We start from the raw sequence: 13,883 nt of genomic DNA, 5'->3' as shown, positions 1-13,883 counted from the left end.
CACCGTGACACCTTATCCTGAACCACCCCCACCTCCGGCTCCTCCCCACAAGGGGGAGGAGAGCGCGCCTCGGCCGGCGTCGCGGAATACCCAGAGCCGAGACCGCCAATCGCCTCCCTGGCCTGGACGGACCCAAGTCGATAGAAGGCCCCCCGACGGCCGGCGCGGACGGCGCCGGCTCCAGGGAGTTCCAATGCCTCGCCTGTCCCTCATTGCCGGAGCCGCGTTGATCGCCATGACAGCAGCCGCGAATGCCGAGATCGTCACCCTGCCCTCGGGCCTGAAGTATCAGGACGAGGTCGTGGGCACCGGGCCTGAGCCGAAGGCCGGCCAGCAGGTCACCGTGCAGTACACGGGCTGGCTGGATGAGGGCGGCAAGAAGGGCAAGAAGTTCGATTCCTCGCGGGACCGCAACCAGCCCTTCAGCTTCCCGCTCGGCGCCGGCCAGGTGATCCAGGGCTGGGACCTCGGCGTCGCCACGATGAAGACCGGGGGCAAGCGCACCCTGATCATCCCGCCGGAGCTCGGCTACGGTGCCCGCGGCGCCGGCGGCGTGATCCCGCCGAACGCTACGCTGATCTTCGACGTCGAACTGCTCGGCGCGAAGTAACCTGACCGCTGCGCGCCGGCGAGAGTCCCAAAAAAATGCTGTTCGCGCAGCTGCCTGACGAGTTGTTCAAGCCCCTGGCTTCGCCGAGCCGGGGCTTCAACGCGGCCCTGCTGCTGCACCTGCACCGGCGCGTCCTCGGGGCGGAGCCGGTGCGCAAGGCCGAATTGCTGGCTGAGATCGGTGATTTCGCCGCCGGCTGGAGCGATCCGGAGATTTTGGGCGACGAGCCGATCTCCGCCGACCCGGCCGAGCGCCGCAACGCGCTCTACCGCCGCCTCCTCGAGACCGGCTGGCTGATCGAGCGCCGCGAGCGCTATGTGCCGGTGGTGGAGTTCGACCCCGAGGCGCGCCTCCTCCTCGAAGAGCTGTCCCGGCTGGAGCGTGGCGAGACCCGCTCCTATGGCGGCGCGGTGCTGGAGGTGCTGGGCGGCCTGGAGAGCGCCGTCTCCGATCCGGGCAGCCGGTCCGAGGCGCTGTCCAACGCCGCCCGGGCGTCCGCCGCCTTCCTGGCCCATGTCCGCGGGCTCGCCGCCGGCATGCGCAAGGTCGAGGAGCGGATCCTGCGCGAGCCCGACCGGGCCAAGACCTTCCGGCTGTTCTTCGAGGATTTTGTCGAGCGCCACCTGATCAGCGACTACCGGACGCTGCACACCCGCTTCAACCCGTTCCGGTTCCGCGCCAGCGTGGTCCGCGAGGCCGGCCGGGCCCTGCGCGACGCCCTCACGGTGCGGGCGCTCGCCGAGGGCCTGATCCGCGAGGGCCGCAGCCCCGATCTCGACACCGCCCAGCGAGCGGTCCGGGCGGATCTCGCCCAGATCCTCTCGGTGTTCGAGGGCCTCGACAACCATCTCGACGCGGTCGACGCCGTGGTGGCGCGCCTGGAACGGCGGATCGGTGCCGCGCTCCACACCATGGACCGGCCGGACCCGACGGGAATCGAGCGCACCGCCGCGATGCTGCGGGCCGTCGGCGCCGCCGAGGTGGCGCCCGACGTGCCCCCGATGGTGTCGCTGCTGCGGCCCCCGATCGGGCAAGGGCATCTCCAGACGCCCCGGGCGCGCCGGAGCGCCATCGATGTCGAGCCGCTGCCGGATGTGGATTACGATCCGGCGGTCGACGCCTTCGCGGCCGCCAAGGCGGAGTTCCGCCGCCGCACCACCGTGACGCCGGAGACCATGACCGCTTTCGTCGAGGCACGGCTCGGCAAGGCGGTGTCGCTGCGCGGCTCGCAGATCAGGATCGAGGGCGTGGACGACTTCGTGGTGTTCCAGCGCCTGCGCGAGATCGACGTGCTGTTCGACGCGCGGCTGCGCGACCGTTACGCCGTGGTCCGGCTGCCCGAGCGGCTGGCCAACGGCTGGCTGGACTGCCCGGATTTCGTGGTGGAGCGGCGTGCCGGTGCTTGAGGGATTTCGCGCGATCATCGACGGCGACGAGCCGCCGCCGCCCGGCGCCCGCGCCCCCGATGCCGAGGAACTGTGCCGCGCCCTCCAGGTGATGCTCAAGGGGCAGGTGATCTACGCCGACACGCCCGGCATCGGCCGCTCCTACGAGCTCGCCCGGCACTACGCGCCGTTCTTCACCGACTATTTCGCCTGCCTCGGCTACGCGCTCACGGTCTCGCACCGGGACCAGATGGTCTCGCTGAGCCCGGCCGCCGACGCGCCCCGGCACGACATCGCCTCCGAGCGCCTGCGCAAGGACGAGACCCTGGTGCTGCTGGCGCTGCGGCTGCTCTACGAGGAGGGCCTGCGCGACAACCGCGCCGGCACGGACGGGATCGTCGAGTGCACCACTGACGAGATCGTGGAAAAGATCCGCGCGGTGGCCCGCAACGACCCCCCCGAGGAGGGGCGCCTCGCCGACATCCTCCGCCTCTATGCCCGCCGCGGCGGCCTCAGGATGGGCGAGCGCGACCGGGTCGAGCGGGTCACGCCGCTGTCGCTGCTGCCCGGTCTGACGGTGCTGGCCTCCGACGCCTGGCTGGAGCGCCTGCGGGCGTGGTCGGAAGCCGGTGAGCTCTGAGAGCTCACCGTCATTGCGAGCGAAGCAACCCAGAAGCGCCACCTTCGGGGATCGCGCGCTGCCCTGGGCTGCTTCGCTGCGCTCGCAAGGACGGCGTGATGCTTCAGGCGGCTCGCACCGTCGCCAAAAAATGCTCCACCTCCTCGCCGAGCTGCGCCGCCTGGCGTGCCATCTCGGAGGCCGAATCGAGCACCTGCCCGGCCGCGTTCCCGGTGGCCTCGGCGGCGTCGGCGACCCCGGTGACGTTGGCGGTCACCGCCTCGGTGCCGGTGGCGGCCTGGCTAACGTTGCGGACGATTTCTTGGGTCGCGGCGCCCTGCTCCTCCACCGCGGCGGCGATCGCGGTCGCCATGCCGCTGATCTCGCGGATGCGGGATGCGATGCCGTCGATGGCCCGCACTGCCTCGCCGGTCGAGCCCTGGATCTCGGCGATCTGTGCGGAAATCTCGGCGGTGGCCTACGCGGTCTGGGCGGCGAGCGCTTTGACCTCGGTGGCGACCACCGCGAAGCCCCGGCCCGCCTCCCCGGCCCGGGCCGCCTCGATGGTGGCGTTGAGCGCCAGCAGGTTGGTCTGGTCGGCGATCGACGCGATCAGCGAGACGACCTCGCCGACCCGGTTCGCCCCAGCGCTGAGCGCCTGGACCAGCTGCACGGTCGCGGCCGCCTCGCGGACAGCAGTCTGGGCCAGATCCGCCGAGGACCCGACCTGGCGACCGATCTCGTCCACCGTCGATCCCAGCTCTTCCGCCGCCACCGCCACGGTGGTCACGTTGGTGGAGGCTTCCTCCGCCGCCGCGGCGGCGCTGGTCGACTGGCCGGCGGTCTGCGTCGCCGTCGCGCTCAGGCTCTCGGCCGTGGCCTGCAACCGGGTCGCCGCCGCCGTGACCGAGCCGACGATGCCGCCGATGGCGCTCTCGAACCGGTCGGCGAGGGTGCGGGTCGCCTCCCGGCGCTGGGTCTCGGATTCGGCGCGAGCCCGGGCGGCCTCGGCCTCGAGGCTGCGCGCGTGCAGCAGATTCTGCTTGAACACCGCCACGGTCGCCGACATGGCGCCGATCTCGTCTCGCTTGGCCGCGTAGGGGATCTCCGCCTGCGTGTCGCCATCGGCGAGGCGGCGCATGGCCCGGGTCATGACGGTGATCGGCCGCGACACGCCGACGAAGCTGTAGAGCGTCGCGCCCAGCGCGATCAGGAGCGTGACGCCCAGCATGACCACGGTCGAGCGGACCGCCTCCGCCTGGTTCTTGCGCGCGTTCCGGCCGGCCTCGTCGCCGGCTGTGATGTTCATGTCGGCGAGCGCATGCGCGGCCCCGGCGGCGGCGACGTAATGGCCGTTCATGCTGCCGCGGAAATACGCCATTGCCGGTTCGCGCTGGTCGAGGGTGAAGCCGCGCAGGCGCTCCCAGTCGTAGTGCTGGACCTTGAGCTTGGCGAGAAGGTCGTCGAATCGCGCCTTCTCGTCGGGCGAAGCGATCAGCGCCCGATAGGCTTCGACCTTGGCGTTCCGCTCACGGGTCAGCCCGTCGACCTCCTTCACGGTGAGCTGCCGCTCGGTCTCGGCCGTCGCGGTGACGAACCGGACCTGGGCGAGCCGCGTCCGGATCACCAGGGCCTCGATCGCCTGCGCCTCGTTCATCGACAGGACCGCGTGGTCGAGCAGGGCTGCGAGCTGGCGGTCGAGGGCGACCATCTTATGGATCGCGAATCCCCCCTGAAGCGCCGCGGCCAGGAGGAGCAGAGCGAATAGGCCGCTCAATTTGAGCTTCAGGCTGGCGCGCATGGTTTTTATCAATCCCCCCGGGCGGGGACGATACAGGCGCGGACTTGTCTGACAAGTCGTGAATCCCGGCTGCGGTGACAACGCAGCGCCGCGGAGGCCGAAGCTTGCATGCGCGGCCGATCCCGGCCAACTGGGCCGCGCGTTTTCCTGCAGCGGCCCGGCCTTCCGACATCGTGTACGTCCTCACCGATATCGCCATCTCGAACTGGTACCTGATCCGGCGGGAGCAGATCCGCCTGCGGGGCGCTGCCGCCCTGGTCGGGCCGACGGGGGCCGGCAAGTCCACGATCTTCGACGCGGTCGGCACGGTGCTGGCCGGCAACAATGCCAGCCGGCTGGCGCTCAACGCCTCGGCCTCCGGGCGCAGCGCCCGCACGGTGCGCGACTATTGCCTCGGCTGGATCAGCGACCCGGCCGAGGGCGGCCGGCCGACGCGGGAATCCTGCGAGACCGTGCTGGCCCTGGTGTTCGAGAACCTGGCCTCGGGCCGCACCGTCACGGTCGGGCTGGCGCTCGCTGCCCGGGCCGTGGAGCCGCGCGAGACCGTGCTGTCGCGCTTCATCGCGGTTGGGCACCGGTTCGAGATCGCCGATTACGCCCGCACCGCCCCGGGGGGCAGCTTCACGGCGCCGTGGAGCGAGATCGCCGCGGATCTGCGCGCCCGGGCGGCGAGCTTCACCGAGTACCGCACCTCCGGCGAGCGCTTCACCGCCGACATCCTGGCGACCCTGCGGGAGGGCGCGCCCTCCCCCGAGCCGCGGCACTTTCTGCGCAGCTTCGCCAACGCGGTGGCGTTCAAGCCGATCTTCGACACCAGCGCCTTCGTGCGCGCCTTCGTGCTCGACCCGGAACCGCTCGATGTCGAGCGGGTGCGGCTGTCCATCGCCAATTGGCGCCGGCTGCTGGAGACCATTGGCGAGCTGGAGAGCCGGCTCGCCCGGCTGCGCCGCCTGCGCGACCGCTACGAGGCCTGGAGCGAGGCGGTGCTAGCCGCCGCCAACCACGAATTCCGGGCGGCCTGCGCCGAATTGCGCCGCCGCAGCCTCGACCTCACCGCGGTCCGGCTTCGCCTCAACGAAGGCAGCGATATCCTGCGGATCGCCCGGGAGCGGGTCGCGGCGAGCCGCGGGCATGTCCGAGAGATCGACGGCGAGATCGCCGAGAAGAAGGCCCTGCTCGCCGGCAGCGCCGCGGAGGGCCGGCTCGCCGCCTCGACGCTCGGCCTGTCGATGCTGGAGCGCGACCGGAAGGAGCTGGTCGCGCGGATTTCCGACCTCGTCGGCGTGGTCGGCCAGATGGGCAAGCTGCAGCCGGTCGCCCCGATCCTGCGCCAGGCCTGCCCGCCGGCGGCGCGGCTCGCCGAATCCTGTGCTCGGGCGGGCCTGCGCCGCGAATCCTCGCCCGAAGAAATCCTGCGGCCGGACGGCCCCCTGGCCGAGCTGATCGACGGGCTGGCACGCCTGCCCGAGTTCGACGAGGCCCTGGAGCGGGCGGCCGAGGATGCGGCGCTCAAGGCCCGCGCCCAGGAGAGCGAGGCCGAGCGCACCGCGCCCCGCACCGGCGCTGGCCCGGCGGCGCGCCTGTCCTCTGACACGGTGGCGTTCCGGGGTGAGCTGGAGCGGCGCGGGATCGAGGCCCTGCCGATCTGCGAACTGGCCGAGATCGTCGATCCGCATTGGGGGCCGGCGCTGGAAGGCCTGCTCGGCCGCGCCCGCGAGGCCCTGGTGGTTTCCCCCGATAGGCTGAGCGAGGCCCTGGGCGTGCTCCAGTCCGGCCGCGACCGGTTCCACCGCTGCATCCTGGTCAAGACCACCGACACCGCCAAGCAGCGCCCGCGCCGCTACGATGACGGGCCGCTCACCGTGATCGAGACCAGCGATCCGCACGCCGAGGCGTTTCTGGGGGTGCGGCTCGGGGGCTACGACCTCGCACGGGATGATGCCGAGCTCGCCCGCCTGTCCCGCGCCGTGGCGCCGAGCGGCCGGACCACCGCCGGCATGGCCTATTCGGTGACCCGCAGCGTCGACCTGTTGATGACCCGCGGCCATCGCGGACCGACGGTCGACAGCCGCCGGGCGCACGAGATGGCGGTCGCCGAGGCCAGGCGGCTGCGTGGGGAGGCCGCGGTCCTGCGTGAGGCCGCCCGCACCGCCGCGGTGGTGCGCGCCCGGATCGCGCGCGGCCTCGACGATGTCGATGCCCTACGGGGCGAGCTCGACGGTCTGGAGGGACGGCGGCGCAGCCTCCAGACCGAACGCGAGGGCCTCGAGAAGCGCGACAATGCCGGCCTGACCGCCGAGATCGCCGCCCTGACCACCGAGCGGATGGGTTACCTGCGGGAATTGTCCGAAGAGCTGGAGCCGAAGCTCGATCGCCTGCTCGCCGACGAGGCGGCATTGCGCGCCCGCCTCGGGACCGTGCGCGAGGCGGCCCGGGCCGCCCTGGCGGCCAGACGCTCGGCCCTGCGCCAGCTCATGGGCGGCGACGCGGCGCGGGTGCGCCTCGCCCGCTCCGAGCCGTTCAGCGTTGCCGTGATCGCCGAGGCGCGGCATGCGCTCGCGGGCCTCGACGCCAAGGCCGCCGGCACGCGGGCCGCCACCGAGCGCGGGCTCGCCCGGGAGGCCGCCGAGGCGGCCCGTTCCCACGGCCGGGTCGCCGAGCGCGAGTTGACTGAGGCCTGCTCGGCCTGGCGGGTCGAGAACCCGCTGAATGCCGGCGACGCCCCGGCGATCGACGGCTACGCCTGGGTCCGCAAGGAATACGAGGCCGTGGAGGGCCACGAGCTGCGCCGCTATCGCGCCCAGGCCGAGCGGGCCGAGGTCGAGATGCGCCGGCTCATGACCGAGGATCTGCTGACCCGCCTGGCCGACCGGTTCGAGCGAGTCCATGCCCGGCTCGCCGCCCTGAACGAGCGGCTGTCCGCGCGCAGCTTCACCGGCCAGACCTACGCGTTCGAGGCGGCGGTGGACCGCCGCTACGCCGCCGTCCACGCGCTCGCCACCGAGACCGCCCGCTCGCCGGAGGCCGCGCAGGCGCTGCTGGCCGGCGAGACCGAGGGGCCGATGGCGGCGGCGCTGGAAGAAATCACGGCGCTGATCGCCGGCCAGGAAGATGCGGCCCGGCTCGCCGATTACCGCAACTACTTCGTCTACGAGATCGGCATGAAGGATGCGGCGGGCAACCGCACGACCATGTCGGCGCGGGCCCTGCGCGGCTCAGGCGGCGAGGCGCAAGCGCCGTTCTACGTGGCGATCGCGGCCTCGCTCGCCAGCGCCTATTATCCGGGCGACCGGCCCGGCGACGAGAATCCGGGCCTGGGGCTCTGCCTGCTCGACGAGGCGTTCTCGAAGCTCGACGTGCGCAACAGCCAGGCGCTGGTCGATCTCTACCGCGCCTGGGGGCTGCAGCTGCTGATCGCCGCCCCCGAGGACAAGCGCACGACGCTGACCGAGGTGATGGACACCATCGTCACCGTCTACAAGAGCCCGGATCTGACATCGGTGCGGATCGAGGCCGAGCACCCCCTTGAGGCCGCCCGGCGGGCGCTGCACGCGATCAATCCGGAGCAGGTCGGGATCGAGGGATTCCGCCGCTCGGACGCGGCGGAGTGACAGGCGAGGTACCGACCACGATCCCCGGTATCCCCGCTGTTCCGGAGCCGCGTGTGGCTCCGCTCAGTGAAAGCCCCGCGCCAGGGCCACGACGCCCCCGACGATCACGAGCGCCTGGAACCCGATGGAGCTGATCATCCATTTGATGATCTCAGCCTTCGTCTCGGCGAGGTCGGCCTTGGTGGCCAGCCGCAAGGTCTCGATGTCGGACTTCGTGGAAAGCCGCAGCGCCTCGATATCCGTCCGGACCGCGGCAATGTCGGTCTTGGTGGCCAGCCGCAAGGTCTCGATGTCCGATTTCGTGGTTAGCCGCAGCGCCTCGATGTCCGTCCGGACCGCGGCGATGTCGGTCTTGGTCGCCAGATCGTTCTGGATCGCCTCGGCGATGGCATCGGCCAAGCCCTCGGCCTGTTCCGAGGACATCTTGGCCTTGTCGCGGAGCGTGCGGACGAACCGCAAGGTGTCGAAAGCAACGGCGGTCACGGACGCGGCTCGCGCGGTTGAGAAGAGGCTTGCCCGAAGCGAAACTTCAGGCTCCGCTCGTGTAACATACGAACGGCCTCCGCGCATCGTCAGTCGACCGCATCGTCCGGATGCGATCCACGTGGCGAAACCAATCGATCACGACTCCCGGTATTACCGATGGGCGGGGCTCTGCGTGACGAGGATCTCCGCAGGTCGATCCTGTTTCCGCACAGCCACTTCGGATCCCGCCGAAACCGCTCAGTTCAGATAGGTGCGGATCCAGTTCGGGGAGAGGATCTCGCCCTCCTCGGTGATGATCCAGGGCTGCTTGGCCGGATCGGTCAGGGCGCCGGCGGCGGCGGCGATCGCCTCGCGCAGGGTGCCGTACCGCTCGGGCTGGGCCAGCGGGGTGCTCGCCGGGGCCGTGCGCCAGATCGTCAGATCGGCCGGGCGTTCGAGAGCTTCGGTTTCCATGATGTCTTGTCCTTCCGAACCGTTTGGGACCGTTCAGAGTCCCGCAGCCCGGACGTGCCGGCCTGCTGCGGGGACTGAAAGGCTGAGCGTCAATGCAAGCATCTCTGCGGCAGCTTTGCGATCAATTTGGGCATTTCAGGCACCAGCATTAAGTCCTAGTCCGTAGGATAAGGTGCGATGCCGTGTTCCATGTCCAAACCGGTCGCCTCTGATCCGCCGTGAACTTGCGAGAATTGTGGCCATCGATAGATGACCATTCCGTTAGCCAGTTTGCGCCCGCTGCCGACGTGCGCCAGGACACGTCTTGGGCCTATCGGCGACGGCGCTCCGTCTGTGTTGACGCCCCGATCCTGAACGCGCACTTAAGGCTCGCGCCCGCCTCCGGGCCCTGGTTGGAGACAGACCCTTGCCGGATCGTACCGTGCGCTTCGTGCTCGCCGCGGTCCTGGTCCTGCTGGCGCTCTACGTCGCCCAGCCCTACCTGCAGCCCCTGCTCTACTCGGCCGAGGCGCCCAGGGTGGTGGCCGCCCGAGGCGATCTGGCGCAGTCCGAGCAGGCGACCGTCGCGCTGTTCGAGCGGGCGAGCCCCTCCGTGGTCCACGTCTTCGCGCAGAGTGCCGCCACTGGGCGCGACCTGTTCGACTCGGATGACGAGAATGGGGAGCAGAGCGGCACCCAGACCGGCACCGGCTTCGTCTGGGACGGCGCCGGCCACGTCGTCACCAACACCCATGTGGTGCAGAACGCCGCGCAGTCGGGCGGCTCGGTCTCGGTCCGGATGAGCGACGGCGAGGTGGTCTCGGCGACCCTGGTCGGGCTGGCGCCGTCCTACGACCTGGCGGTGCTGCGGCTCGGGCGTGTGACCAAGATGCCACCACCGCTGGCGATCGGATCCTCGGCGGACCTCAAGGTCGGGCAATCGACCTTCGCCATCGGCAACCCGTTCGGCCTCGACCACACCCTGACCACCGGCGTGATCAGTGCGGTGCGCCGGCGGATGCCGACCAGCGCCGGGCGTGAACTGTCCGGCGTCATCCAGACCGATGCGGCGATCAATCCCGGCAATTCCGGCGGCCCGCTGCTCGATTCCGCCGGACGGCTGATCGGAGTCAACACCGCCATCGTGTCGCCCTCGGGAGCCAGCGCCGGCATCGGCTTCGCGATCCCCGTGGACGTGGTCAACCGCGTCGTCCCGGAGCTGATCCGGGTCGGCCGGGTGCGCAATCCCGGCATCGGCATCATCGCCGCCCAGGAGGCTGCCGCCGCCCGGCTCGGGATCGACGGCGTCGTGGTGCTGCGAGTTCTGCCCGGCTCTCCCGCGGCCCAGGCCGGCCTGCGCGGGGTCGATCCGCAAACCGGCGATATCGGCGACGTGATCGTGGCCGCCAACGACCGGCCGGTCCATCGCCTCGCCGACCTGACGGCGGCGATCGAGGAGGCCGGCCTCGGCGCGCCCGTGACCCTGAAGGTCGAGCGGGACGGCCGGATCCGTCAGGTCCGGATCACCACCGCGGATGTTGCGGAGAACCGCCGGTGACGCGCCTGTCGATCCTCGCTCTCACGTTGCTGATCGCTGCCGCCGCCGCAGCCGCCGAGCAGCCGGTGCGCTCGCGCCTCTGCCCGGAGGACCTGCCGGAGGGCGTGCGCCTGCCGCCGCACCCGGGATGCGATGGCCCGGCGCAGAAGCCGGCGACGCCGCAGCGGCGCGGCTTCTACGATCTCGGCGACGGCACCACGGTGCAGATCGGCGGCCGCGCCGGCGCCGAATTCGGTGCGCGGCGCTGAGCGATGGTGCTGTTTGCGGCCCTTCTGGCCTGTCTGACGCTCTGGTGGCTTTCGAAGAACGGCGACGGCCTCGGCGGCCGGCTCGGGCGCGCCTTCGGCAAGAGCGTGACCGCTATGGTGGGCGCGATCCGGCCCGAAAAAATCGGCGGCGTCCTCGCCCTCGGGGCGGCCGGGTTCCTGCTGCTGCACGGCAACTTCGTGCTGGCGGCCCTGCTCGGCCTCGGCGGCATCTGGATGATCGAGGGGCAGGCCGCGATGACCGCCCGGCTCACCCCGATCCTCAAGCCCTGGGTCGATCGCGGGCGCCGGCACCGGACGGCGCTGATCGAGATCCGCCGGCGCTCGGACGGCAGCCTCAGCGAGGGCCGGGTGATCGCCGGACCCAGGGCCGGGGCCTGGCTCGACGCCCTGTCGGACGCCGAGGTGGCCGAGCTGCTCGCCGCCTGCCGCCAGACCGATCCCGAGGGTGCGGCGCTCCTAGAGCCGTATCTCGACCGCCGGGCGCCCGGCTGGCGTGTAGACGCTCAGCGCGATCGAGACCCGCGGCCGGGACGCCCGGCGTATCCAGGGTCGATGACGCAGGAGGAGGCGTACCAGATCCTGGGGCTTCAGCGCGGGGCGTCCGCTGAGCAGGTCCGGACGGCCCACAGGTCGCTGATGAAGCTCACCCACCCCGACCAGGGCGGAAGTGCCGAGCGGGCGGCGCAGGTCAACGCGGCCCGAGACAGGCTTTTGAACCGACATCGCTGAACTCCACGCGCGTTGTCAGATACTTACTGATTCGCAGCCGCGGGCAAACACAGCCGCGGCTCCGCCGTGCCGGCGCACCCTGTGGGCGCGCCGGTGGTTGTTGTGGCCGTTCAGCTGCGGGTTGCGAAGCAGCTGAAGCCGCTGCGCTTCAGGGTGGTGCAGGCATCCTGCGCCGCGTCCTGCTCGGAAAAACCCGAGAAGCGGGCGCGGTAGAGCGTGGTCCCGCCATGCTCGACCTTGACCGTGTAGGGCGCCGCCTTCGACAGGCTGCCGCCGGCCTTGGCGCGGGCCTCGGACAGCATCGAGCGGGCCTTGGCCTCGTCGTCCATGGCGCCGAGCTGGATCACCCAGGCGGTGGGGACGACGCGGGTCCCGGTGATCGCCTTGGGCGGCTCGTCGCGCTCCGCGGAGGCCATCCGGGCGATGGTCTTGGACGCGCCCGGGAACGGCGCCTGGGCGCTGCTGGTGCCGGCATAGGCCTGGGCCGCCTTCGGCAGGGCTGGCGAAACACCCTGCGGACCCGGCTTCCAGGTGCCGCCCGGGGTCGTGGTCGCCCGGGAGGGCGTGATGTCCAGGGGCTCGCCGGTGGTGCCGGTGGTCTCGACATCCTCGTCGTCGGCCGAGGCGACCTGTGTGCGGGTGCGCGAGACCGCGTCCGCCACGACCGCCGGCCGGGCGCGCTCGGCGACCTCTGTGACCGGCGGCGCCTGGCGGACGCCAGCATAGGCCCGGGGCAGGCTGGAGCGGACGAGGTCGGCCATGATCCGGTCGCGGCTGCCGCCCGACTTGCCGCCGAGCACGATCGCCACGATCTGGCGGCCCTCGGATTTCGCCGCTGTCATCAGGTTGAAGCCCGAGTCGCGGGTGTAGCCGGTCTTGATCCCGTCCACGCCCTGAACGTTGCCGAGCAGGTGGTTGTGGTTGCCGATCACCCGGCCGCGGAACGCGAAGGAGCGGGTCTGGAAGTAGCGGTAATAGTGCGGGAACCGGTCCTGGATGGCGCGGGCCAGCACGGTCAGGTCCCGGGCGGTGGTGAGCTGGTCGGGGTCCGGCAGGCCCGAGGCGTTGGCGTAGCGGGTCCGGCTCATGCCCAGCGCGTGCGCCTTGGCGGTCATCATCTGGGCGAAGCGCTCCTCGGAGCCGGCGATGTTCTCGCCGATCGCACAGGCCACGTCGTTGGCCGACTTGGTGACGATCGCCTTGATCGCGTCCTCGACCGTGATGGTCTGGCCCGGACGCAGCCCGAGCTTCGACGGCGCCTGGGCGGCGGCGTGGGCCGAGATGGTCAGGTCGGAATCGAGGGCGAACTTGCCGCGCTCCATCTGCTCGAACAGCATGTAGAGCGTCATGACCTTGGTGATCGAGGCCGGGTGGCGCAGGGCGTCCTCGTTGACCGCGTGCAGCGTCTTCCCGCTCTTCACGTCCACCACCATGGCGGCGTAGGGCGGGTTGTAGCCGCCGCCCGACGCGTGGTGGTGATGCCGGCCCCGCCGGGCCTCGGCCGGGGCGGCCAGGGCGGTCAGGACCGCGGCAGCCGCCAGGGCGGCCGGCAGCGCGGGAATCGTCCGGGGGCGGCCTACAACGCTACGCATCACGCCTGATTGCCTCGCGGGACCGGCTCTGTGCCGGTCGTCTTTCTGGTGCAGGCCTGCGCTGATCGCGTGGCCTCGCTGCATCGTTTGAGAATTAGGCGGGTGCAGTTACAGGCCCGTTAATGCGAACCCTGCGCGTTCCAAATCTTGCCGGTCCGGGCGCTGCTTGACGATGGCGGAGGCGGCGCACAATCTCTGGAAAAACCCGGTTTCGCCATCCGTGTCGGTCGCGTCAGGCCGGCCCGGCAGCGCCAAGGAGGCCGGCTATGCAGCGATCCCCCGCCCGCCCCGCGGCCCACGCAATCCACATGTCGTCGGGCGGGTTTTTTGCGGCTCGACGGGATATCCGGTCCAGAGATGAGGCACCCCTTCCCTCCCCCCTCTGCGGGGGAGGGTGGGCCGGCCGTCAGGCCGGGTCGGGAGAGGGGCAGCGCGACGGTCGCGGGTCTCGCGCCCGTCGCGCGCTTTCCGGAAGCGTCACTCTCCTCTCCCGACCCCCTTCGGGGGCCACCCTCCCCCGCAAAGGGGGGAGTGAGAAGTGCCTGGAGCCGGCCACCGCCATCCTGGCCGAGTCGTGAGATGCGCGAGGCCCGTAGCCCCTCAGGTGAGGCGAGCCCATCGCCCTGCCCTCCGCCCGGCGGCGTGAGCGGCACGGCGGCGATGCGCCTGGCGCAAGCTTTGCGGGGCGGACAAGTGCGCGCAGGCGTCTGGCGAAGTGGCCTCACGGTCTGTAGATTAATGTCCGTTGACCCAGACGCCGCTCCCGGCAGGGTCATAACAGGATCGGTATT

General features: G+C 71.3%; 10 protein-coding genes and 1 pseudogene. 7 read left to right on the top strand and 4 right to left on the bottom strand.

From position 1 onward, the window contains the following. Positions 1-193 precede the first annotated feature (193 nt). The 3 genes from BM228_RS21865 to BM228_RS21855 are packed head-to-tail and all read left to right on the top strand — an operon-like array spanning position 194 to position 2,635. Complete coding sequence (locus tag BM228_RS21865) at positions 194-610, top strand: FKBP-type peptidyl-prolyl cis-trans isomerase (RefSeq protein ID WP_092043916.1); 417 nt, start codon at positions 194-196, stop codon at positions 608-610. A gap of 35 nt (positions 611-645) precedes the next feature. Beyond that, positions 646-2,016, top strand: a complete 1,371-nt coding sequence (locus tag BM228_RS21860; protein ID WP_092043915.1) for a Wadjet anti-phage system protein JetA family protein — start codon at positions 646-648, stop codon at positions 2,014-2,016. Further along, positions 2,009-2,635: a DUF4194 domain-containing protein gene (locus BM228_RS21855; protein WP_092043959.1), complete on the top strand. Its 627-nt coding sequence runs from the start codon at positions 2,009-2,011 to the stop codon at positions 2,633-2,635. The genes BM228_RS21860 and BM228_RS21855 overlap by 8 nt, the downstream gene beginning before the upstream one ends. 103 nt (positions 2,636-2,738) lie before the next feature. Here the strand turns inward: BM228_RS21855 and BM228_RS21850 are convergent. Next, positions 2,739-4,415: pseudogene (locus BM228_RS21850) on the bottom strand (methyl-accepting chemotaxis protein). Between the two features lie 173 nt (positions 4,416-4,588). On the opposite strand from BM228_RS21850, the gene BM228_RS21845 reads away from it, so the two are divergent. Beyond that, positions 4,589-8,026 (top strand): SbcC/MukB-like Walker B domain-containing protein, encoded by a 3,438-nt coding sequence (locus BM228_RS21845; protein WP_092043957.1) that lies wholly within the window; start codon positions 4,589-4,591, stop codon positions 8,024-8,026. A 63-nt stretch (positions 8,027-8,089) separates the two neighbouring features. Here BM228_RS21845 and BM228_RS21840 read toward each other — a convergent pair whose 3' ends face one another. Further along, a complete protein-coding gene (locus BM228_RS21840) occupies positions 8,090-8,509 on the bottom strand; it encodes a coiled-coil domain-containing protein (RefSeq protein ID WP_092043913.1) in 420 nt (139 codons plus the stop codon). A 240-nt stretch (positions 8,510-8,749) separates the two neighbouring features. Then, positions 8,750-8,965 carry a hypothetical protein gene (locus BM228_RS21835; protein WP_007569315.1) on the bottom strand — a complete coding sequence of 72 codons (216 nt, stop codon included), beginning with the start codon at positions 8,963-8,965 and terminating at the stop codon, positions 8,750-8,752. Positions 8,966-9,371: 406 nt separating this feature from the next. Between BM228_RS21835 and BM228_RS21830 the strand changes: the two genes are divergently transcribed. From BM228_RS21830 to BM228_RS21820, 3 genes are read left to right on the top strand one after another with little or no spacing between them, the layout of a single operon-like run. Further along, complete coding sequence (locus BM228_RS21830; RefSeq protein WP_092043912.1) at positions 9,372-10,502, top strand: S1C family serine protease; 1,131 nt, start codon at positions 9,372-9,374, stop codon at positions 10,500-10,502. After that, positions 10,499-10,750, top strand: coding sequence for a hypothetical protein (locus BM228_RS21825; protein ID WP_092043911.1), 252 nt, complete (start codon positions 10,499-10,501; stop codon positions 10,748-10,750). Before BM228_RS21830 ends, BM228_RS21825 begins: the two co-directional genes overlap by 4 nt. Before the next feature lie 3 nt (positions 10,751-10,753). Next, the gene (locus tag BM228_RS21820; RefSeq protein ID WP_092043910.1) at positions 10,754-11,500 is read left to right on the top strand and encodes a J domain-containing protein; all 747 of its coding nucleotides are present in this window, start codon (positions 10,754-10,756) and stop codon (positions 11,498-11,500) included. Positions 11,501-11,610: 110 nt separating this feature from the next. On the opposite strand, the gene BM228_RS21815 is transcribed toward BM228_RS21820, so the two are convergent. Next, a complete protein-coding gene (locus BM228_RS21815; RefSeq protein WP_092043908.1) occupies positions 11,611-13,092 on the bottom strand; it encodes a D-alanyl-D-alanine carboxypeptidase in 1,482 nt (493 codons plus the stop codon). Positions 13,093-13,883: the final 791 nt, after the last annotated feature.

Origin of the sequence: Methylobacterium pseudosasicola, assembly GCF_900114535.1 — a bacterium.
Taxonomy (GTDB): Bacteria; Pseudomonadota; Alphaproteobacteria; order Rhizobiales; family Beijerinckiaceae; genus Methylobacterium; species Methylobacterium pseudosasicola.
Note: the sequence above shows the minus strand (reverse complement) of the source record. Positions and strands in the feature narration are given on the sequence as shown.